We start from the raw sequence: 18303 nt of genomic DNA on the forward strand, positions 1-18303 counted from the left end.
TGCAAAAGGATATCGGAACTCTATTAAATTTACGGGTTCGATAATTCAAAAATCCAAACATAAAGGAAGCCTTAACGATCGGATACCTTTTCTAGGAAAACGGGCAGTTTATCTCGGAGCATAAACACAATGGATCGATAGTGCAGGATCATAAGCCTTAATAAGCTATTGTGCAGGATAACGAAGAGTGGATACCAGGTGTGTAAGTATAGTAGTTTGGCTGGTATGAAAGAGGTGACTGTGTTGGAAAGTGAACATAAACAATACACAGAGAAGGTGTTAAACCATATATTTGTTGGCAGCCAATTAGATGGTGTTAAATTTGGTCTAGGTCCGGGAGCGTTTTTAATACGTTTTGAGCATTACACAAATCATTCTCCAGACCAACTATGGTTAAACATTGAATCAAGATGGGCTGTGTTCCCTAAAGAAACCCGAGTTTTTCCTAAATCCGAAGCAGAGATGATAGATTTCTCCGAAGAAGAAGCGTATCAATCAGTATTTTTGTTACGTAGGGAGAAAGTAACTTCCGTTAGATTAGGTAGCCTATATCCACATCTACATATTGGATTCGAATCAGGAAAAACACTTTTTGTAAATGGATACCATGATAAGTATGAATGTTGGCAAGCTGGAGATGGGCCTGGATACACTGGTCAAGAATGGCTTATAGTAGCGACTCCTGGAGGAGACATCTCTACGTGGGCACCAGATTCGTTTAACTAACGGGTTCGATAGTTCAATGAGGCAATCTATAACTTTATAATCCAGTTTAGATCCATGGATAGCTTCATTCTGACGTATAGTCTAAAACTAATTTTCAAATACCTAGTGACTAAGAAGACCGGGACTCCTTGTACCATAAGGGTTTCCGGTCTAAAAGTTTATTATCACTGAACACCTGCTCACCATTATCAGTCTCTTTTACTTCTTCTAATGCAGTAAGGAGTTCTTGGAATCCACTAACCAGTTTCTCAAAGCAGTAGGAGAGCTTAACCACTGGTTTATTGTTTTGACTCATACTTGTTCCCTCAAACTCCTCCAATTCACGTTGGATTTCGTCAGGAACCTTTTCGACTACTCCTGGTACATCGAATGGTTTTTCATTCAGTTGCTTTTCAAGGTCCTTGATTTTGCTTCTGGCCTCATCGTTAATTCCAGACTCTTGCGCCTGCTCAAGCTGAGCGTTCAGCCGTTTTTTTATTGCATCGTGTTCTACCTCTTTCTGTTCTAGTTCAGCGTACCGCGCGTGTAGCTTCTCTCTTTCGATGCGCTCTTTCTCTGCTTTTTCTTCGCTATTCCGCAGTTGCTCTTCCAATTTCTCTTTCTCTTTGATCGCTTGCTGCATTTCCTTTATAGCCTTTTGCAAATCACGTGTGGACATATTCTCCACGTCATTCTCTTTTACAAACACTTCCGGTTCACTAACAGGGACACCGAGCAAAGCTACGGCTTGGGTATAGTTTATGCTGACAAGCAAAAAGGGACGGGCAGTAGAGTGTGGTAGCAGGAAGTTGCTTTCCTCTTCCATCCTTACATTAATTCCTTCGAACCTCCGAATACCATCGGACGTTTTGATTAATATCAACATAATTTTTTGGAAGGATGTCTTGATCCTTACGTAACGTAATGCTGTAAAGTGAGGATACTGGAAAAAGCTAGCAACTAAGAAGGGGGATGATCAGCGCCCGACTGGCCGCCGCACTGGACCATGTCCGCTCCAAGGGAGCCATCGTAGCCAACGGGATTGAGTCCAGACAAGGCGTTCAATGCTTCACGTTTCAGGACCCGGATGGCAACGGACTGATGGTTGTTCAGAAGTAAAATCAAATCATGAGGAGGTAATAAAAATGAGAAAAGTAATTTCGAAAGACGGCACCACCATTGCGTTCGATAAAACCGGGAATGGACCGGCGATCGTCCTGATATGCGCTGCATTTCAAACTCGTTCGGATCCGATGATGCCGCAGCTTGCTTCGCTTCTGTCGCCCCACTTTACCGTATTTAACTACGACCGCCGGGGGCGTGGGGACAGCGGCGATACTGCGACGTACGCGGTTGAGCGCGAAGTCGAAGATATCGAAGCTCTCATCAACGAAGCCGGCGGATCGGCATCCGTATTCGGCATGTCTTCCGGTGCAGTCCTCGCCCTCGAAGCGGCTCGCAAGCTTGCTATCGAGAGTCTGGCATTGTACGAGCCGCCGTTCGTCGTTGACAGCACTCGCCCTCCGCTGCCGGAGAATTACTTGCCGCAGCTCAAAGAACTGATATCGTCGGGCCACCGAGGCGACGCGGTCGAGTACTTCTTAACGAAGGCAGCCGACGTTCCTGCCGATTTCGTTGCCTCGATGCGAAGCGCGCCATTCTGGCCGGCGATGGAAGACGTAGCGCACACGTTGGTCTATGACGGCACAATCATGGGTGACACCATGTCGGGCAACCCTTTGCCAGCCGAGCGGTGGTCTTCCGTCTCGATCCCGACGCTCGTGATGGGAGGAGGGAAAAGTCCCGAGTACCAGCAAAATGCGGTGAAAGCGCTCGTGAACGTTCTCCCTAATGCAAAGCGCCGCATCCTGGAAGGTCAGGATCATAACGTGGCTCCAGATCTCCTCGCTCCCGTTTTGACTGATTTTTTCTCCATGTAAATTAAAGGAGACTATAGCAATGAGAAAAATCATTTTACTCATGCACGTATCGCTTGATGGCTTCGTAACAGGACCCAACGGTGAAATGGATTGGATTATCCATACAGAGGAAGAACAGAACTATGTCACCGACTTGCTAAACACCGTAGACACCGTTTTATTTGGACGTGTGACTAATCAAATGATGGAAAGCTTCTGGCCGACTGTACCCGCGCATCCCGTCTGGTCAAAATCGAAGTACCATGCCGAACATGCTGTCTGGATTGAGAAAACAGAGAAAATTGTATTCTCCAAGACTTTGGACAAAGTGGAATGGAGCAATTCCAGACTGGTAAAAGAACATATTACGGAAGAAGTTGCGAAAATGAAACAGCAGCCCGGCAAGAACATTGTGATGATGGCCAGCTCTGGCCTTGCGCAAACGTTTATGCAGCTCGGCTTGATTGATGAATATCGAATTAATGTTAATCCTATTGTTGTTGGCGGCGGAAGACCGCTCTTTAAAAATATCAAGGACAGAATCGATCTTAAACTTGCGGAAGCCAAAACGTTTAGTTCCGGAGTCGTCGGACTTGTCTACGGAATAAGACGAGGTGAGGTGTAGATGGGAAAATTGTGGAAATATGCAGGCTGGGTAGGACTCGCTCTGATAGCGCTGATCTTTATTCAAGCGGCGGTCCTTAAACTAATGGGTGTGCAAGCAATGGTGGAAGTCTTCAACAAGCTAGGGTATCCTGCATGGTTTCGTATTGCAATTGGGATCCTGGAAATTGTCGGAGCGATTGCGCTGCTCATTCGGTCTTCTTCGCGTTACGGTTCGATATTATTGGCGTTGATTATGATCGGTGCAACGATATCATCGCTTGCTAAAGGGACGGCTGGCGATGTGATCGTTCCAGTTATTATGCTTTTTCTACTTGTATGGATCGCAGTAGTCAGGGGACCTGTCAATCGCCATATAGCGGAACAACTGCCAGCGAGCAAGGTTACAGTTCACCGGGACGAATAAACTGGGATATGAACGGTTGGACCGCGAGCAGCATCTGCTCCTGTTCTAAATGCTGCGGGCCAGTATGCTGCCGCTTCTGGAAAATCTGACTCCCGAGCAGCTTAAGCGGGTCGGGGAATATTCCGATGGAGCGCGGTACACGTTCAAAGAGCTGCTGGAATTGCGTGTCCAGCATGTCCGTTACCACCTCGCCCAGATCGAGCGGGTAAGGCAGGCATATCGAGAGGATAGGGTATAACACTATATGCTAGTTGTGATTCAACTAACGGGTTCGAAAGTTCCATTATACAAATCATGCTTGCTCAATTACCGCAACCGCCAACAGAACATCTGCTTGAGTTATTCAAGGTCTGATCGTCGCTTATTGGAGGAGGGTACTATGGACAAAGAGAAACTCATCCGTAAATTCGATAATCAATCCAAAATTTACGAAATGAGAAGGAAGAAGCAGTCAGAACGGAAATGGCGGGAAAAATTGATCGGGAGTGCAAAGGGGAAGGTTCTTGAGGTAGCTGTTGGTGCCGGAGCGAATTTTTACTTTTACCCCAAAAATGTGGATGTGACTGCTGTCGATTTCAGCGGTGCTATGTTATCCAAGGCAAAAGAGTCCGCCACGGCTAGCAATGTTCGGGCCACATTCATTCAATCCGATATTGAATCTATTTCGTTTCCTGAAAACTCATTTGATACCATTGTCTCGACATTATCCTTTTGCGGTTACGAATATCCTGTTAGAGTGTTGGAATCTTTTAACAGGTGGTGCAAGCCGGACGGTCAAATTTTGTTAATGGAGCATGGTCTCAGTTCAAACCGATTGATTGGCAGCACCCAAAAGATCATCGAGCCGATATTCCAACGCGTTGTCGGTTGTCATCTGGATCGTAATATGATCAATATTTTTCAGCATTCCCCGATTCATATACATCATATGGAGCGCTACAAGTTTAATACCGTTCATTTGGTGTGGGCGTCGCCAAACAAAGGAGAGGGCTGAAGTTTTTTGAATCGAAAATCAACGTTAGATCAACTTCTCTAGTCTAAAACTATATTATCCCTTAAAAGCTGGACGCGGCCCTTTCGTTTTTTGCGTGGTACAATCTTCACCATATTGCGCATATTACGAAGCTTCGCGAGCGCAGAACTGGTAGTAGGGGGTCAGAGAGAGCGTGACGGTTCAATCGTTGCTCCCCACCCTCAGATTCGTAAAATGGCAAGGAGATAGCAGTCTGAACAATTTATCTGTTCAGGCTGCTATTCTTATTTTCAATCAAGGCGTTTGAACCTATAATGTTACTTGGGAATATCCTAAACCCTGTGGTATAATTTTGTCGCCAAAACAAGTCTAAGGAGTATGGATCATGGAAAAAAAACTCATTTTCGGTCATAAAAATCCTGACACGGATTCCATTTGTTCTGCACTGATCTACGCGGATCTGAAAACCAAACTGGGAGCGAATGTAGAGCCAGTTCGCCTCGGTGTAGTCAGCAGCGAAACCCAATTCGTACTGGACTACTTCAAGGTAGCAGCACCTCGCCAGGTGGATACCGTAGCGAATGAAGTAAACGAAGTCATTTTGGTCGACCACAACGAGCGCCAACAAAGCGCGAATGACATCGAGCAAGTGCAAGTGGTAGAAGTCATTGACCACCACCGCATTGCAAACTTTGAGACCAGCAACCCACTCTACTTCCGTGCAGAGCCGGTTGGCTGCACCACGACCATCCTGAAAAAGCTGTACAAAGAAAACGGCGTAGAGATTCCAAAAGAAATCGCGGGTTTGATGCTGTCCGCTATCATTTCCGACACCCTGTTGTTGAAATCTCCGACTTGCACCGAGCAAGATGTAGCGGCAGCCCATGAGCTCGCTGAGATCGCTGGAGTAAACCTAGAGCAATACGGTCTGGAAATGCTGAAAGCGGGCGCAGATCTGAGCGACAAATCCATTGCGCAGCTGCTGTCCTTGGATGCGAAAGAATTCCAAATGGGCAACGCAAAAGTAGAAATCGCTCAAGTAAACGCAGTAGATGTAAACGATGTGTTGGGTCGCCAAGCTGAGCTGGAAGCTGCGATTTCTGCCATCGTTGCCGACAAAGGACTGGATCTGTTCCTGTTTGCGGTAACAGACATCTTGAACAACGATTCGGTGGCGGTAGCGATCGGAAAAGCAACCAACGCAGTTGAGAAAGCGTACAATGTGACGCTGGTTGATAACAAGGCTGTCCTCAAAGGCGTTGTTTCCCGCAAAAAACAAATCGTACCTGTATTGACGGACACGTTCGCGAGCCTGTAAGGGAAGGTCAAATATAAGAAAACTGCCGGTGCAGAAGTTGCCGGCAGTTTTTTTGTCTCGCGAAACACCTTATTGTAATACTTCCAGTGTATTCCCGAAGGGGACTTACAAAAAGGTAATGATCTCTCACACACAATAACCGACTAACAAATGCGGTGTTCGGCCTCCGATTCACCTGTAAGGGCATTTATTTTCATCGTGCCACCCTCGCAGTTACTATCTCGTGTCCAGATGATTTCGTAGTAACCATCAGCTCGTTTCACCGATATTATTTTGATAGGGAAGTAGGGGGCGTCATACTCGTCTTTGACGATCTGAATAGCTTGATCTTCCGTCATGATGGGGCCATCACTACAACCCGAACAAACGAGGAATGTCAAGATCATAAAGGTAAGTAGCAAAGAACTGAAACCGGACTTCAAATAACATCCCCCCAAGCATTTCCTTGTATGACGATATAAGGGAATGGATGTTTCACACTCTTCACATTTTCATTCGGACACGAATGCATCCCACACTGCTTTGCGCGGGTATCATCTACTCACTCCTTCCTTACACTTATGAAAAACAGCAAAAGCGCCGATATGAAATAAAGGGTAAGGATATTACTATGTTTGAGGGCCAAGCCTCAAAAACATCTGGAGGACGCAAAGTGAAAGTTGCATCACGTGCTGTTGCATACGTATGTCTGTTATCATTGTTCTTTGTTTTGACAGGATTCGCTTCTCCGTCAGAGAATCGAAAAGCGACATGGCTGTGGCATACGGAATTGATCGCTTCTGAGCCGAATGAGATTCTCTCGTTTAGCAAGGAGCAGGGAGTAAACCTGATCTATCTGCAGGTCGACATTTCCAAAAAGCCAGCCTACTATCAGTCGTTTATTCGAGACGCTCATCGTGCTGGGGTAGATGTACATGCGTTGAGCGGAAGTCCGAAGTGGGCATTGAGAGAAAATCAGGGGAAGATTCTGGCGCTGACGAACTGGCTACTGGCTTACAATCAGCGTGTGTCTGACGAGGAAAAATTCACGGGGCTGCACCTCGATATCGAGCCATATTTGCTACCGGAATGGAAAACCGACCAGGAATCGGTCATTCAACAGTGGATGGAAAATGTGGAGACGTATGTTGACCTTGCCCGTCAGGACGCTGGGCTTGAAATCGGTTGTGACATTCCCTTCTGGTTGGACAAATATTACTTGCCGGAAGCTCCCAATATGACTCTCAGCCAGTCGCTCATCGCTCAACACGATCAAGTGGCGATCATGTCTTATCGAGATCGTGCAGAAGGGCCAAACAGCATTTCTGCGCTTGTCCCGCAAGAACTAGGCTGGGCTGACGACCTTGGGAAAAAAATCATGCTCGGCGTAGAAACCAAGGAAAGCAACGAAGGCAATTTTGTCTCTTTTTATGAAGAAGGGGCGCAACAGTTGAATCAAGAGCTATCCAAGCTTCCTGTATTGCTGGCGGACCATCCGTCTTTCGGTGGGATTGCGGTACATTCGTATGAGCATTGGAAAGTATTAATAGACTAGTCAGCTGAAAGAATGGGCGAAGATGGCTGTGAAGGGACAGAGCGGAGAGATCTCCGCTCTATTTTTTTGAGATGGTTGAATCTTGTTCCCACGCAAACCCGTTTCGGACAGCCTGCTAAGTACATCGATGTCAGGAATCTGACTGCCAACCAATGCGGTAAAAACAAGGTGTGAGGGAATCCATTCTACTCTTTTTCCAAAAAAGTAACCTTGCTAATGAGGTTTTCTTTTACTTCATAGATGGCGACAGCTTGAAAGGGTTCTCGATTGTCTCTGCCGCTCACTTCCTCCAAATCGATGACAAAGTTGCCGTATGTCATTCGGTTTTTGATCTCGGCACGGTTGTTCGGATTAGCTTGGAACATTTTCGCGTAGCGCGCTCTCAGTTCATCTGCACCACTGACTAGAACATTCCCGCTCGGATGCTCCACAATCTGCACGTCAGATGTATAGGTGGAAACAAAGCCCTCGACATCCTGCTTGTTATAGTAATCCAACTGAAGCTGTACAATTTTTTCGGGTGTCATCGTTCTTCCTCCTCTAGGTTGATTCACTACACATGTTAGCAGAAGATTAGAAAAATACGCAATGAGGATGGAAAGTAACTGACCTTATAGAAAATGGAAAAACTGCCCCTTTTAGAAGGGCAGTTTTTTATTATGATGAGAGTACGCAATGAAATAGGGGGAATCATCGGTGGCATTGGAAATGAGAGCAAGCTGTGAACTTTGTGAAAAGCAGATCGAAATGGATCAGGAGGCTTATATCTGTAGCTACGAGTGCACATTTTGTCCGACTTGTACGGCGGGACAAAACGGCATTTGCCCGAATTGTGGTGGAGAGCTGGTTAAACGACCAAAGAGAATAAAAATCAATCGGTAATCCGATAAAAAGGAGGGCTACCCATGGCTCAAGCTTCCACGAAATCTGCCTTTCAAGAAACGTTATCGTTACCCCAAATTGTGGCCCTCTACATTGGGGCGGTAGTTGGGTCAGGGATTCTGCTCATTCCCGGTCTGACGGCAGAGTTGGCTGGACCTGCATCCATTTTGGCGTGGATGGTGATGTCCATTTTAGTTGTCCCTATGGCGATCACAATGGGGCTATTATCTGCGAGGCATCCTCATTCGGGAGGAGTATCGCATTTTGTACGCCTTGCTTTCGGGGATCGCTTTGGCAATGCAGTTGGTTGGTTTTTTCTTTTGGCGGTCCCGATCGGCGGTCCGATTTTGGCAGTAACCGGCGCGAAATACTTGGCCATCCTGATGAATTGGGGGGATGTCCAGATCTATAGCGTAGCGGCACTGATCTTTTTCATCGTACTGGTTATGAATGTGTTTGGTTTGCAACTGGCAGGGAAAGTACAGACGATCGTCGTTTCACTCATCATCGCGATCCTAGTACTCGCGATCTGTACAGCCATTCCGCACTACGACGCGGCTAACTTTACACCATTTATGCCAAACGGATGGTATAGCGTCATGCAGACTGCGGTTTTGCTATTTTGGTGCTTTATTGGATGGGAAGCTGTTACGCATCTTTCACAGGAGTTTGTCAATCCACAGAGGAATGCGATTCGCGGCGTTTTGTGGAGTGCGGGGGTCGTAGCACTGCTCTACTTTGGAGTTGCCTTTTTGACCGTGGGCACTCATAGCTATGGAAACCAGATGTCCGCTGCATCCTTGAGCGTAATGGTACAGCTCAGTTTGGGACCTATCGGCGGCTGGATCGTCGCAGTAACAGCTCTGTTTATTTGCATTGCTTCTGCCAATGCCTATGTGAGTGCCGCCTCTCGTATCGCGTATGCCTTGTCACAAGAAGGGGTCGCTCCAAAATGGTTTGGGATTTTGCATCCGAAGTACCGTACCCCTATCGGAGGACTCGCGTTCATCATGGTTGCGTTCATCGTGGTGTTGTACGTTCTTGCCAGCGGGATGATTTCCTTTTCTCAACTGATTCAATTGCCAAATGCGACTTTCTTTGCCACTTACATCGGGGGTTGCTTTGCTGGAATTCGCCTGTTGCGCGATTCGCGATTGGGCAAACTATGCGCCTGGATTTCGTTGGTCGTTTCGTTAGGGTTATATCCCTTCCTAGGTTGGTCGGGACTATATCCAGTCGCTATCCTGATCATTGTAAATGTCTGGGAAAGACGAAAGCGGCGCATCGACTTGAAGGTGCCGACAACCTAAACATGAAAAGGTAAGACTCATTCCCGTCGCTGGGTATGAGTCTTTTTCTGTCTGACGAACACTACAGGTAGAAGAGGACGATCTTTTTTTTACAATTATCCAGCATTTTTTTTAGAGAAATGCCATTGACATTGACGGTCCGTAAATGTGTACGATGAATTCGTCGGGAGGGATGACCATGGAATATACGGTGCAAAAACTGGGGCTCCTGGCGGGTGTCAGCACTCGGACGCTCCGATACTACGATGAAATTGGTATTCTCAAGCCGGCGAGAATCAATTCGTCTGGGTATCGCATCTACGGACAGCCAGAGGTGGATCGCTTGCAGCAAATCCTTTTTTACCGAGAGCTGGGTGTAAGCTTGGAGGAAATCAACGAGATCATCACGTCACCGACCTTTGACGCTGACCAGGCATTACGGGAGCATCGGATAAAGCTCCTGGAAAAACGAGAACAATTAGATGCGCTGATCGCAAATGTCGATCGGACGCTAGCCCAGAGAGAGGGGACGGGAACGGTGAGTGACCAACAAAAATTCGAAGGCTTCAAGCAAAAGCTGATAGACGATAATGAAAAGCAGTATGGTGAAGAAATTCGAGCCAAGTACGGAGATGAACCAATCAACAAGTCGAATCAGAAGATTAAAGGAATGACCGAGGAAGAGCATGCGCATCTTGAGCAGTTGGCTGCTACCATCCATGAAGCGTTGGCAAATGCATTTGAGACGGGAGATCCTGCAGGCGAGCTAGCCCAGAGCGCGGTTGCACTTCATCGGCAGTGGCTTAGCTTTTACTGGGACGAATATAGCAAGGAAGCTCATATGGGGCTTGCTCAAATGTACATGGACGATCCGCGTTTCACCGCATACTACGACAAGGATCAGCCGGGAGTTGCTGCGTTTTTAAGGGATGCTGTCGCGGTTTATGTAGGGAAGGATTGATAAAAAAGAAAGGCTGCTATCAAGATGAACTTACCCCTGTCAAGTGGACAGCACGAAAACAAGCCTCATTACGCTACAGCCTTAGTTCGGTATTGTACCGGGCTAAGGCTGTTTATGACATTCGAGGATCTTCTCCTTTAGATTTGCATCTTCCAACGTCTTCGCAGATGGGTTTCGTTTTTCGCTTGCCCCCTTTGCAGGTTCCCACAACTTTTTTAAGTATTCGTTCTCCGCACGCAGCGGTATTAACTCTTCTTCCATACGATCTTTCCTATACGTTTTATGGATCTTGTCGCCCATATCTGACGAGCACATGCCAGATCTGCTTCAGATGCTGCCATGTCACGTCTGGCACGTCCCAATCTTTCCAGTTGCCCGGTTGGTGGTAAAAGTCAGCTGCGGCTCTCCCGATTGTAGCGGCATCGAGCACACCAGCGGTCAAACCGAATCGTTGATTGATTCTCATGGCAAGTGGTGGCATAGTGGGCCCGCGAAAGTCTTCGGGTACGTCCTGTACGGCGATACGAAATCCCGGATGCCAGATTTGCTTGATACCGTACCTGTCACATAACTGCAGGAGCTGCGCACCTGTAAGCGTATTTTGATAGGAAGGATCAGCAATTAGTGCCTCGACATCCGTGGACAAATCAATGTCTCCATGCACTTGTGCTTCCACATAGTCGTCCAACGCACGACCGACTCGGCGACTCGTAGACGCAGATTCAAATGGCTGGAGCCCCATAAGCTGATTGACTACTGCTGGTATATTCATATTCGGTGAGCCGAGAGCCTCTCCGTTCGTTTCGACGCCTTGAAGGAGCGCAGCGAGGACACTATCGAAGCATTCTCCTGTTCCGATATACTCCGGTCCAGTATGACTGTCTCCGAAAGTGAAGGTACAACGACGCAACAAATGAGGGCGCAGTTGAAAATAGCAAGAACCAAAACGCGGAGAAGCGCCATCCGCATAATCCATAAGATTGAGAGCACCGTATTTGGGGCGTTCCTTTTCCAGTACGTTGGAAGCTTGATACGCCCCACCGAACAATTTTTCCTCCCAGCAATCACGATCTCCACCAGGAAAGGCTGTTCGGCTTCCATTTGTAACGCCGGTCACAAACTGGCTCTGATAAATACCGCTAGAAAGAAGACCTTCTATGACGGTGATGCCTGTGGGAAGGATGCGGTCCGGATGAAAGTTGAGAGTGACGCGAGCATGTTGGTTGATCCTTGCGAGTAAATCCTCAACGGTCGCAAAGGTCACGCCGGCATTTAGAAGGATAGTCTCTGCTATTTTGCGCATGCGATTTTGCGAGAGTCTCGCATTCGAGTGAACATGGTTCAGTGCTTGAGCCTGTGCGGTGGTTAAAGCAGTCTGTGAAAGGGGAGAGCGGGGCTGATCGACGGTTTCATCCATGGAGAATCCTCCTCGTTATACATAGGAAAAGTTCTATCCATTGTAAAACAACGCTACTTGTGTGAAAATCATTTTTTGGAAAAACAGGAAAAGAACAATTGTTGCGCTAAATAGACTAGTAGTAATCTCAGGACGAACAAGGAGTGAAACCATGACCAGACTCAAAGGAGATATCGCGGTCATAACCGGTGTTAGTCATAAAAAAGGCATAGGAGCAGCGATTGCCCGTTCATTTGCACAAGAGGGAGCGGATATTTTTTTTACTCATTGGCAGGCTGAAGCAGATTGGGCGAGCAGCTTCCAAAAGGAAATAAGGGAATATGGAGTTCGCTGTGAGGACATGGAAATTGATTTGTCTGATCCGGCAGCTCCGCTACAAGTGCTCGATGGTGCTACGGAACGAGTAGGTGCACCAACTATCCTGGTAAACAACGCCGCTTACTCCACTCGGGATGGTTTCGAGCTCTTGGATGCCCAAACATTGGACGCTCACTACACAGTTAATGTGAGAGCGACTTGTTTACTGAGTGTGGAATTCTCTCGTCGCTTGCAACAATCCAACCAGAAGAAAGGAAGAATTATCAACCTCACCTCTGGCCAGGGCCAAGGACCAATGCTCGGTGAACTGGCATACGTGGCGAGCAAAGGGGCCATTTCAGCTTTTACCCTCACTCTGTCTGCGGAGGTAGCACCACTGGGAATCACTGTGAATGCGATCAACCCAGGCCCTACCGATACCGGCTGGATGTCGCCCGAGCTCGAAAAGTCGCTGAAGTCCCAATTTTTATTGGGGCGAATGGGACAGCCAGAAGACGCTGCGCGCTTGGCGGTTTTTTTGGCAAGCGACGAAGGTCAGTGGATTACGGGACAAGTCATCAACTCAGAGGGCGGCTTTTTACGTAGGTAGGTCTTTAGTGAAAAGTGTATAAGGGAGAAGGGGATAGAGAACGTGGAACGAAAAGTAGTGGGACAGACTGCCACGGCGGACTTCCAAATTGGGGTGAGGAGAACGCTGCAGATTCTGGGAAAGGGCTCTAGAAAAAATAAAAGAAAGGCATGCGTGATTGGCGCATGCCCGTTTTTGTCTCGTATGGTTCGCTACATTAGTCAATAGCGTCAGCGCTCTCAGAAAATCGCCGCCCAATCGGGGTCATTCGTCCATCCATGCTTTCGCTGTTTTTCTCCCGATGATAGGCGAGAAGTCCATCGTCGCATTTGACCTCGGCCCACTTTTTAAGTGTATCGCGCTCGCCGGTATAGGAAAAGAAGGGAACGGAAAAGCCGCAGGAAGTCTTAACCGCATGCAAGGTGACAGCAATGATCTGACGTGCACCCAGAATAAGCTCAAAATGACGCACCATTTGCTCCCATTCGGGCGTTTCGGGTAAGATAACACGGCCCTTCCCGTACAATCGTAAAATCATGGGTGGCCCTTCAAATGCCGTAAACATAATGGTGATGCGCCCATTTTCGTCCAGATGAGCGCTTGTTTCATTGCCGCTACCTGTCAGATCTAGGTAGGCAACCTCCGTAGGGGACAAGATTCGCAGTACATCATGTCCCTTTGGCGACAAATTGACGTGACCCTCTTCATCTAAAGGAGCAGATCCTACGAAAAAAATTCGTTGCTTTTGAATGAAGGCTTCGTGCTCAGGTAATATCTCTGAAAAAAGTTTCCCCATTTCAAACACTCCTGTTCATCAAACGCGTATGAACCGTTAGATTCGAGCTGCCTTTGTTTAATCCCTTTTCAGATAAAAAACAGAAAGGATGAAATCTGATGAATGACCTCTTTGACAAAAAACTTCCGGAGCGCGTCCTGCACTGGGTAGTAGATACTCTAGATCCAACAGCGGAGGTGCTATCCGTACAGCGATTGTACGGAGGAATCTCCTCCATTATTCACAGGATATCCTTTCAGGTCAAAGGTGGTGAACGGGAGGTTGTACTGCGTCAGTTTGACAATCGAGAGTAGCTGCACGAAGAACCAGATCTGGCCATACACGAGGCAGAAAGTCTTCGTTTCGCAGCTGGGACTGGCCTGCCGACTCCACAGCTCATTGCAAGTGACGATGATGGGGAGCAGTGCGGTGTGCCTGCCGTATTAATGACCAGACTGGAAGGTACCGTCGTTTTGAACCCGCAGGATAAACAAGGCTGATTGAACGGCTTGGCACAAGCTCTCGTGCTGATCCATGAAAGGAAAGCAGACGACTTTCCTTGGTCATACTTTTCCTACAATGACATTCATACGCTGCAAACTCCGGAATGGGTGAAACACCCTCAGGTCTGGAAAACAGTGATTGAATACGTCAAACAGCCATTTCCCCCATTCAAGGAGTGCTTCATACATAGAGACTACCATCCGACCAATGTATTGTGGACCGATCACACTGTGAGTGGGGTGGTTGACTGGGTAAATGCATGTCGTGGACCAGCCGGGATCGATATTGGCCACTGTCGGGTGAATCTCGCGCAGTTGTTTGACGTAGCAACAGCCGATGCCTTTTTATCTGCTTACCAGAGCTATGCTGGCCAATCGTTTCGCTACGATCCGTATTGGGATGTCTTGTCCTTGACCGACATCCTTTTTGGAAAGCCTCAGGTCTATGCTGGATGGACGGCATTGGGCATTACCGGTTTGACAGACGATCTGATCGCTGAACGATTGGAAGAGTACGCCACCAGCTTGGCCAATCGCATTTCCTGAAGATCAAGACTAGTCCGGTGAAGTGATCTTTGTCATTTGTATAGGCTCCCAACCTGTCTCACTTGTGGTAAAGTGGAAATATTCAAGCAATCGGACAAGGCAGGACCTATCTATAAGGAGGCATGACAGGCATGCAGCACGTAGAACCACTCCACTTGGGAAAACGCATTCATCTGATCGACGGTTTTGACATGGGATGGCCAGAGCGCACAGGCACTTATGTCATCGAAGAACAGGAATTGACCTTGATTGAAACGGGACCGAGTCCTTCCGTTTCATATATTAGAGAGGGATTAGCCAAGCTGGGCTATTCAACAGATCAAGTCAAATACATCATCGTGACTCACATTCATTTGGATCACGCAGGCGGTGCAGGCTTGTTTTTACGCGAATGTCCCAATGCTACGATCGTCGTACACCCAAAGGGAGTGCGTCATCTCGTCGAGCCGAGCCGCCTCATCGATGGCGCACGAGCGGTTTATGGGGAACAGTTTGAATCGCTGTTCGATCCGATTGTATCGGTTCCAGAGGATCGATTGATCACAAAAGCGGACGGTGAGACGCTCCAAATTGGATCGGATTGCGTTCTGGAGTTCTTGGATTCTCCCGGACACGCCAAGCATCATTTCAGTATTTACGACCCTGTCAGCAACGGCATGTTCACAGGAGATACTGCAGGCGTGCACTACCCGCAGTTGAACAGGGACGGAATTCATCTTGTCCTGCCATCTACTTCTCCTAATCAGTTTGATCCTGATGAGATGCTCGGCTCTATCCACCGATACAGAGAACGAAAGCTAGATCGCATTTACTTCGGTCATTTCGGAATGACAGAACGGGTAGAGGACGTATACAACCAAATTACTGAATGGCTTCCCGTATTCGTGCGAGAAGGAGAAGATGTTCTGACCCAAGGGCTTTCCCATGAGGCTCTGGCCAAAAGACTTTTGCAGCGAGTGACCGATAGCTTGAGGGCGCTCGGTGTTGCGGATGATCATGAAGCGTACGAGGTCATCAAGCTCGACCTATCTGTGTGTTCCATGGGAATTGTCGATTACTTGCAAAAGAAATATCGCGTAACAAAGCAGTAGAAGTGCAAGAAGAATCAGAGGTACGCAGGCGTGCAATACACGCTGGGCGGGCATTGGTTCTTCTTTTTTTACCGGAGGAATGCTATCATGATGGAGGAGTAAGAGCAGATGGACAATTCCATAACGGTATTTGCGAACAGGTGCCTTCGTACCCCCAGATGGGTCGAGGTGAAAAGGGAAGTCGGTGCAAGTCCGGCGCGGTCCCGCCACTGTAAAACAGGTGTACCACTATGAATGGTACGCCCGTAAGCCAGGAGACCTGCCTGTTTGCTTGTGTGCTGTGTTCCTTCGCGGAAAGGATCGGCCGGATCGATTGTCTAGGGCAAATGGGCTTCATGTTCGTACGCCATTTGGGACCTGAAAACCGACCCTTCGCTTCTGTAGTGGGAGCGAAGGGTTTTTGTATTGGCGTACAATAAAAGAAAGGAAGAAGTACTGATGAAAATGAAACGATTTTGGAAGCTAGCCATACCTGTATTGGCAACCTTGAGCCTGATTGGTTGTGGCAATAATCAACCCGCGCAACCTGCACAACCCGGTGCGCAGCAAGAAGTCGCCAAAGACAATTTGGCACAGGCTTCATCAAAAGAGACGACGTATCCGTTAACGGTCACGGATGCTACTGGAAAAGAAGTAACCTTCCCGAAAGCTCCTACACGGATTGTCTCCACCTCGCCAGCTGAGACAGAGATTTTGTTTGCTTTGGGCTTAGATCAACAAATCGTCGGAGTGTCCGACTATGATGACTATCCAGAAGCGGCAAAGTCAAAACCCAAAGTCGGAGGAGTCGTAAAGCCAAATGAAGAGGCGATCCTGTCCCAGAGCCCTGATCTGGTGATCGGTGGCATTTCCATGGAGAAGCCTGTGGCAGATAAGTTGAAAACGTTAGGTATGCCTGTCTATGTGACACAGCCCAAGAAATTGGACGATATTATGGCGAACATTTTGGTGATGGGGACGATTACGAATAGACAAGAGCAAGCAGAACAAATGGTTGCGCAAATGAAAGAAGATATTGCACGAGTGACGGAGGCCGTGAAAAACGTAAAGCCGGAAGAGAAGAAAAAAGTATATCTCGAATTTTCTCCGGGCTGGACAGTCGGCAAGGGTGAATTCATGGACGAACTGATCACCTTGGCAGGAGCGACGAACATTGCATCCGAAACCGAAGGCTGGAACCCGATCAGTGAGGAGAAAATTGTCAAGGATGATCCAGATGTCATTCTTTATGCCAAAGGAATCACAGATGACAAAACCGGTAAGCAGCTAGAAGATATCATTAAAAATCGCAGCGGGTGGGACAAGATGAAAGCGATTCGCGACCAGCAAATCTATGGGATGGATCAAAATATATTGTCTCGTCCCGGTCCACGAATTACGCAAGGGCTGATCGACGTAGCCAAAGCCATTTATCCCGATCTGGTGAAATAGGATGAAAGGAAGACTGATTATCTGGGTAGGAGTGGGTATGCTCCTGTTGCTCGCTTCAGTCATCATCAGCATTTCCCTAGGGGCAGCTAATCTGCCGCTTTCACAGGTATGGTTGATCTTGCTGCATCAGTTTCCAGGTTTTTCGGGAATCGTTCCGGTGAGTTGGCCGGAGTCAGCAGAGCAGATCGTCATGAAGGTGCGTTTTCCGCGCGTTGTTCTAGCTATTTTGGTAGGGGCGTGTCTTTCCCTTGCTGGAGCAGGATTTCAGGGGGTATTGCGCAATTCCTTGGCAGATCCGTACACCATGGGGGTTGCCTCTGGATCGGCTGTGGGAGCTGCCTTCCTGATCTTGTTTGGTTTACATATCTCCTTTCTTGGTGAATGGAGCACCCCAGTCGTGGCGTTCCTCACCGGATTTCTCAGCTTGTGGATTGTCATGCGGCTGGCAAACACGCAGGGCAAGCTGCAGACGGAGACACTGCTTCTATCTGGGGTAGTCGTTCAGGCTTTTCTCGGCTCCTTGGTATCCTTCATGGTGTCCTTATCCGATCAGACGGTCAACGAGATCGTTTTCTGGCTGATGGGAAGCCTGTCTTTTCGAGGGTGGGACTTTTCCTATGTCCTATTTCCGTACTTGATCGTCGGATTGATCATTTTGATTGCGTACTCACGTGCACTCAATTTGTTTGCTTTGGGAGAGAGACAGGCTGCCCATTTGGGTGTGCATGTGGATCGGACCAAGCTGATTGTATTGATCGTCTCCACTCTCCTGACGGCAGCCTCCGTATCCATTTCAGGTATTATCGGCTTTGTTGGTCTGGTCGTACCCCATTTGGTTCGGATGATGGTGGGGCCAGACTACCGCATTCTTTTACCCATGGCGACGATTTTTGGCGGGATTTATGTACTGTGGGCTGACACATTAGCGAGAATGCTGTTCGTTCCGACAGAAATTCCGTTGGGTGTTGTGACAGCGTTTCTGGGCGCTCCGTTTTTTGCCTACTTATTGAAAAAGAACAAACGCACCGGGGGGAGGTAATCAG

General features: G+C 47.9%; 21 protein-coding genes, 2 pseudogenes and 1 riboswitch. Of the genes and pseudogenes, 18 read left to right on the forward strand and 5 right to left on the reverse strand.

Annotation, left to right across the window (positions count from 1 at the left end):
- Positions 1-225 precede the first annotated feature (225 nt).
- On the forward strand, positions 226-726 hold the full coding sequence (locus AN963_RS21475) for a hypothetical protein (RefSeq protein ID WP_083497095.1): 501 nt from the start codon (positions 226-228) through the stop codon (positions 724-726).
- A 109-nt stretch (positions 727-835) separates the two neighbouring features.
- Here the strand turns inward: AN963_RS21475 and AN963_RS21480 are convergent, their stop codons facing one another.
- Positions 836-1531, reverse strand: a complete 696-nt coding sequence (locus tag AN963_RS21480) for a DUF3102 domain-containing protein (protein WP_055746607.1) — start codon at positions 1529-1531, stop codon at positions 836-838.
- A gap of 146 nt (positions 1532-1677) precedes the next feature.
- On the opposite strand from AN963_RS21480, the gene AN963_RS31235 reads away from it, so the two are divergent.
- The 8 genes and pseudogenes from AN963_RS31235 to AN963_RS21520 all read left to right on the forward strand — a co-directional run bounded on the left by AN963_RS31235 (position 1678) and on the right by AN963_RS21520 (position 7479).
- Positions 1678-1824 carry a VOC family protein gene (locus AN963_RS31235; RefSeq protein WP_161827299.1) on the forward strand — a complete coding sequence of 49 codons (147 nt, stop codon included), beginning with the start codon at positions 1678-1680 and terminating at the stop codon, positions 1822-1824.
- Positions 1825-1850: 26 nt separating this feature from the next.
- Positions 1851-2645: an alpha/beta fold hydrolase gene (locus AN963_RS21485; protein WP_055746608.1), complete on the forward strand. Its 795-nt coding sequence runs from the start codon at positions 1851-1853 to the stop codon at positions 2643-2645.
- Between the two features lie 19 nt (positions 2646-2664).
- A complete protein-coding gene (locus tag AN963_RS21490) occupies positions 2665-3249 on the forward strand; it encodes a dihydrofolate reductase family protein (RefSeq protein ID WP_055746609.1) in 585 nt (194 codons plus the stop codon).
- Positions 3250-3654 (forward strand): DoxX family protein, encoded by a 405-nt coding sequence (locus AN963_RS21495; protein WP_055746610.1) that lies wholly within the window; start codon positions 3250-3252, stop codon positions 3652-3654.
- Positions 3650-3892 (forward strand): annotated as a pseudogene (locus AN963_RS32090) (DinB family protein); the annotation flags it as partial. The gene AN963_RS21495 and the pseudogene AN963_RS32090, both read left to right, overlap by 5 nt.
- Before the next feature lie 141 nt (positions 3893-4033).
- The gene (locus AN963_RS21505; RefSeq protein ID WP_055746612.1) at positions 4034-4648 is read left to right on the forward strand and encodes a class I SAM-dependent methyltransferase; all 615 of its coding nucleotides are present in this window, start codon (positions 4034-4036) and stop codon (positions 4646-4648) included.
- Between the two features lie 364 nt (positions 4649-5012).
- Positions 5013-5945, forward strand: a complete 933-nt coding sequence (locus AN963_RS21510; protein WP_055746613.1) for a manganese-dependent inorganic pyrophosphatase — start codon at positions 5013-5015, stop codon at positions 5943-5945.
- 652 nt (positions 5946-6597) lie between these two features.
- On the forward strand, positions 6598-7479 hold the full coding sequence (locus tag AN963_RS21520) for a hypothetical protein (protein WP_055746615.1): 882 nt from the start codon (positions 6598-6600) through the stop codon (positions 7477-7479).
- A 185-nt stretch (positions 7480-7664) separates the two neighbouring features.
- Here the strand turns inward: AN963_RS21520 and AN963_RS21525 are convergent, their stop codons facing one another.
- Complete coding sequence (locus AN963_RS21525) at positions 7665-8006, reverse strand: nuclear transport factor 2 family protein (RefSeq protein WP_055746616.1); 342 nt, start codon at positions 8004-8006, stop codon at positions 7665-7667.
- A gap of 169 nt (positions 8007-8175) precedes the next feature.
- Between AN963_RS21525 and AN963_RS30495 the strand changes: the two genes are divergently transcribed.
- From AN963_RS30495 to AN963_RS21535, 3 genes are all read left to right on the forward strand, one after another.
- On the forward strand, positions 8176-8361 hold the full coding sequence (locus AN963_RS30495) for a DUF1272 domain-containing protein (RefSeq protein ID WP_083497026.1): 186 nt from the start codon (positions 8176-8178) through the stop codon (positions 8359-8361).
- Between the two features lie 23 nt (positions 8362-8384).
- Positions 8385-9671: an APC family permease gene (locus tag AN963_RS21530; protein ID WP_055746617.1), complete on the forward strand. Its 1287-nt coding sequence runs from the start codon at positions 8385-8387 to the stop codon at positions 9669-9671.
- Positions 9672-9849: 178 nt separating this feature from the next.
- Entirely contained in the window at positions 9850-10611 is a 762-nt protein-coding gene (locus AN963_RS21535) for a MerR family transcriptional regulator (RefSeq protein WP_055746618.1), read from the forward strand.
- A gap of 102 nt (positions 10612-10713) precedes the next feature.
- Here AN963_RS21535 and AN963_RS31245 read toward each other — a convergent pair whose 3' ends face one another.
- Together AN963_RS31245 and AN963_RS21540 are read right to left on the reverse strand one after the other, a co-directional pair.
- Positions 10714-10872: a hypothetical protein gene (locus AN963_RS31245; protein WP_161827300.1), complete on the reverse strand. Its 159-nt coding sequence runs from the start codon at positions 10870-10872 to the stop codon at positions 10714-10716.
- 19 nt (positions 10873-10891) lie between these two features.
- The gene (locus AN963_RS21540) at positions 10892-12028 is read right to left on the reverse strand and encodes a DUF3626 domain-containing protein (protein ID WP_055746619.1); all 1137 of its coding nucleotides are present in this window, start codon (positions 12026-12028) and stop codon (positions 10892-10894) included.
- Positions 12029-12179: 151 nt separating this feature from the next.
- Here AN963_RS21540 and AN963_RS21545 point away from each other — a divergent pair, with 151 nt between their 5' ends.
- Positions 12180-12935 (forward strand): SDR family oxidoreductase, encoded by a 756-nt coding sequence (locus tag AN963_RS21545; RefSeq protein WP_055746620.1) that lies wholly within the window; start codon positions 12180-12182, stop codon positions 12933-12935.
- A 196-nt stretch (positions 12936-13131) separates the two neighbouring features.
- Here AN963_RS21545 and AN963_RS21550 read toward each other — a convergent pair whose 3' ends face one another.
- Positions 13132-13710, reverse strand: a complete 579-nt coding sequence (locus AN963_RS21550; protein WP_055746621.1) for a pyridoxamine 5'-phosphate oxidase family protein — start codon at positions 13708-13710, stop codon at positions 13132-13134.
- A gap of 98 nt (positions 13711-13808) precedes the next feature.
- On the opposite strand from AN963_RS21550, the gene AN963_RS32095 reads away from it, so the two are divergent.
- The 5 genes and pseudogenes from AN963_RS32095 (at position 13809) to AN963_RS21570 (ending at position 18299) form a co-directional block, all read left to right on the forward strand.
- Positions 13809-14003 (forward strand): hypothetical protein, encoded by a 195-nt coding sequence (locus AN963_RS32095; RefSeq protein ID WP_236708052.1) that lies wholly within the window; start codon positions 13809-13811, stop codon positions 14001-14003.
- 24 nt (positions 14004-14027) lie between these two features.
- Positions 14028-14738 (forward strand): annotated as a pseudogene (locus AN963_RS32105) (phosphotransferase family protein).
- A 131-nt stretch (positions 14739-14869) separates the two neighbouring features.
- Complete coding sequence (locus tag AN963_RS21560) at positions 14870-15829, forward strand: MBL fold metallo-hydrolase (protein WP_055746622.1); 960 nt, start codon at positions 14870-14872, stop codon at positions 15827-15829.
- Between the two features lie 121 nt (positions 15830-15950).
- Positions 15951-16110, forward strand: a riboswitch (cobalamin riboswitch).
- Positions 16111-16273: 163 nt separating this feature from the next.
- Positions 16274-17260: an ABC transporter substrate-binding protein gene (locus tag AN963_RS21565; protein ID WP_055747819.1), complete on the forward strand. Its 987-nt coding sequence runs from the start codon at positions 16274-16276 to the stop codon at positions 17258-17260.
- 1 nt (position 17261) lies between these two features.
- A complete protein-coding gene (locus AN963_RS21570; protein ID WP_055746623.1) occupies positions 17262-18299 on the forward strand; it encodes a FecCD family ABC transporter permease in 1038 nt (345 codons plus the stop codon).
- Positions 18300-18303: the final 4 nt, after the last annotated feature.

Origin of the sequence: Brevibacillus choshinensis, from assembly GCF_001420695.1 — a bacterium.
Classification (GTDB): domain Bacteria; phylum Bacillota; class Bacilli; order Brevibacillales; family Brevibacillaceae; genus Brevibacillus; species Brevibacillus choshinensis.

Excerpts from the sequence above, each read along its gene's own strand:
- AN963_RS21545 (WP_055746620.1), top strand. The coding sequence starts at position 12,180 with ATGACCAGACTCAAAGGAGATATCGCGGTCATAACCGGTGTTAGTCAT.
- AN963_RS21530 (WP_055746617.1), top strand. The coding sequence starts at position 8,385 with ATGGCTCAAGCTTCCACGAAATCTGCCTTTCAAGAAACGTTATCGTTA.
- AN963_RS21540 (WP_055746619.1), bottom strand. The coding sequence starts at position 12,028 with ATGGATGAAACCGTCGATCAGCCCCGCTCTCCCCTTTCACAGACTGCT.
- AN963_RS21565 (WP_055747819.1), top strand. The coding sequence starts at position 16,274 with ATGAAACGATTTTGGAAGCTAGCCATACCTGTATTGGCAACCTTGAGC.
- AN963_RS21480 (WP_055746607.1), bottom strand. The coding sequence starts at position 1,531 with ATGGAAGAGGAAAGCAACTTCCTGCTACCACACTCTACTGCCCGTCCC.
- AN963_RS21490 (WP_055746609.1), top strand. The coding sequence starts at position 2,665 with ATGAGAAAAATCATTTTACTCATGCACGTATCGCTTGATGGCTTCGTA.
- AN963_RS31235 (WP_161827299.1), top strand. The coding sequence starts at position 1,678 with ATGATCAGCGCCCGACTGGCCGCCGCACTGGACCATGTCCGCTCCAAG.
- AN963_RS32095 (WP_236708052.1), top strand. The coding sequence starts at position 13,809 with ATGAATGACCTCTTTGACAAAAAACTTCCGGAGCGCGTCCTGCACTGG.
- AN963_RS21495 (WP_055746610.1), top strand. The coding sequence starts at position 3,250 with ATGGGAAAATTGTGGAAATATGCAGGCTGGGTAGGACTCGCTCTGATA.
- AN963_RS21570 (WP_055746623.1), top strand. The coding sequence starts at position 17,262 with ATGAAAGGAAGACTGATTATCTGGGTAGGAGTGGGTATGCTCCTGTTG.
- AN963_RS21475 (WP_083497095.1), top strand. The coding sequence starts at position 226 with ATGAAAGAGGTGACTGTGTTGGAAAGTGAACATAAACAATACACAGAG.
- AN963_RS21560 (WP_055746622.1), top strand. The coding sequence starts at position 14,870 with ATGCAGCACGTAGAACCACTCCACTTGGGAAAACGCATTCATCTGATC.
- AN963_RS21510 (WP_055746613.1), top strand. The coding sequence starts at position 5,013 with ATGGAAAAAAAACTCATTTTCGGTCATAAAAATCCTGACACGGATTCC.
- AN963_RS21550 (WP_055746621.1), bottom strand. The coding sequence starts at position 13,710 with ATGGGGAAACTTTTTTCAGAGATATTACCTGAGCACGAAGCCTTCATT.
- AN963_RS21485 (WP_055746608.1), top strand. The coding sequence starts at position 1,851 with ATGAGAAAAGTAATTTCGAAAGACGGCACCACCATTGCGTTCGATAAA.
- AN963_RS21505 (WP_055746612.1), top strand. The coding sequence starts at position 4,034 with ATGGACAAAGAGAAACTCATCCGTAAATTCGATAATCAATCCAAAATT.
- AN963_RS21535 (WP_055746618.1), top strand. The coding sequence starts at position 9,850 with ATGGAATATACGGTGCAAAAACTGGGGCTCCTGGCGGGTGTCAGCACT.
- AN963_RS21525 (WP_055746616.1), bottom strand. The coding sequence starts at position 8,006 with ATGACACCCGAAAAAATTGTACAGCTTCAGTTGGATTACTATAACAAG.
- AN963_RS31245 (WP_161827300.1), bottom strand. The coding sequence starts at position 10,872 with ATGGAAGAAGAGTTAATACCGCTGCGTGCGGAGAACGAATACTTAAAA.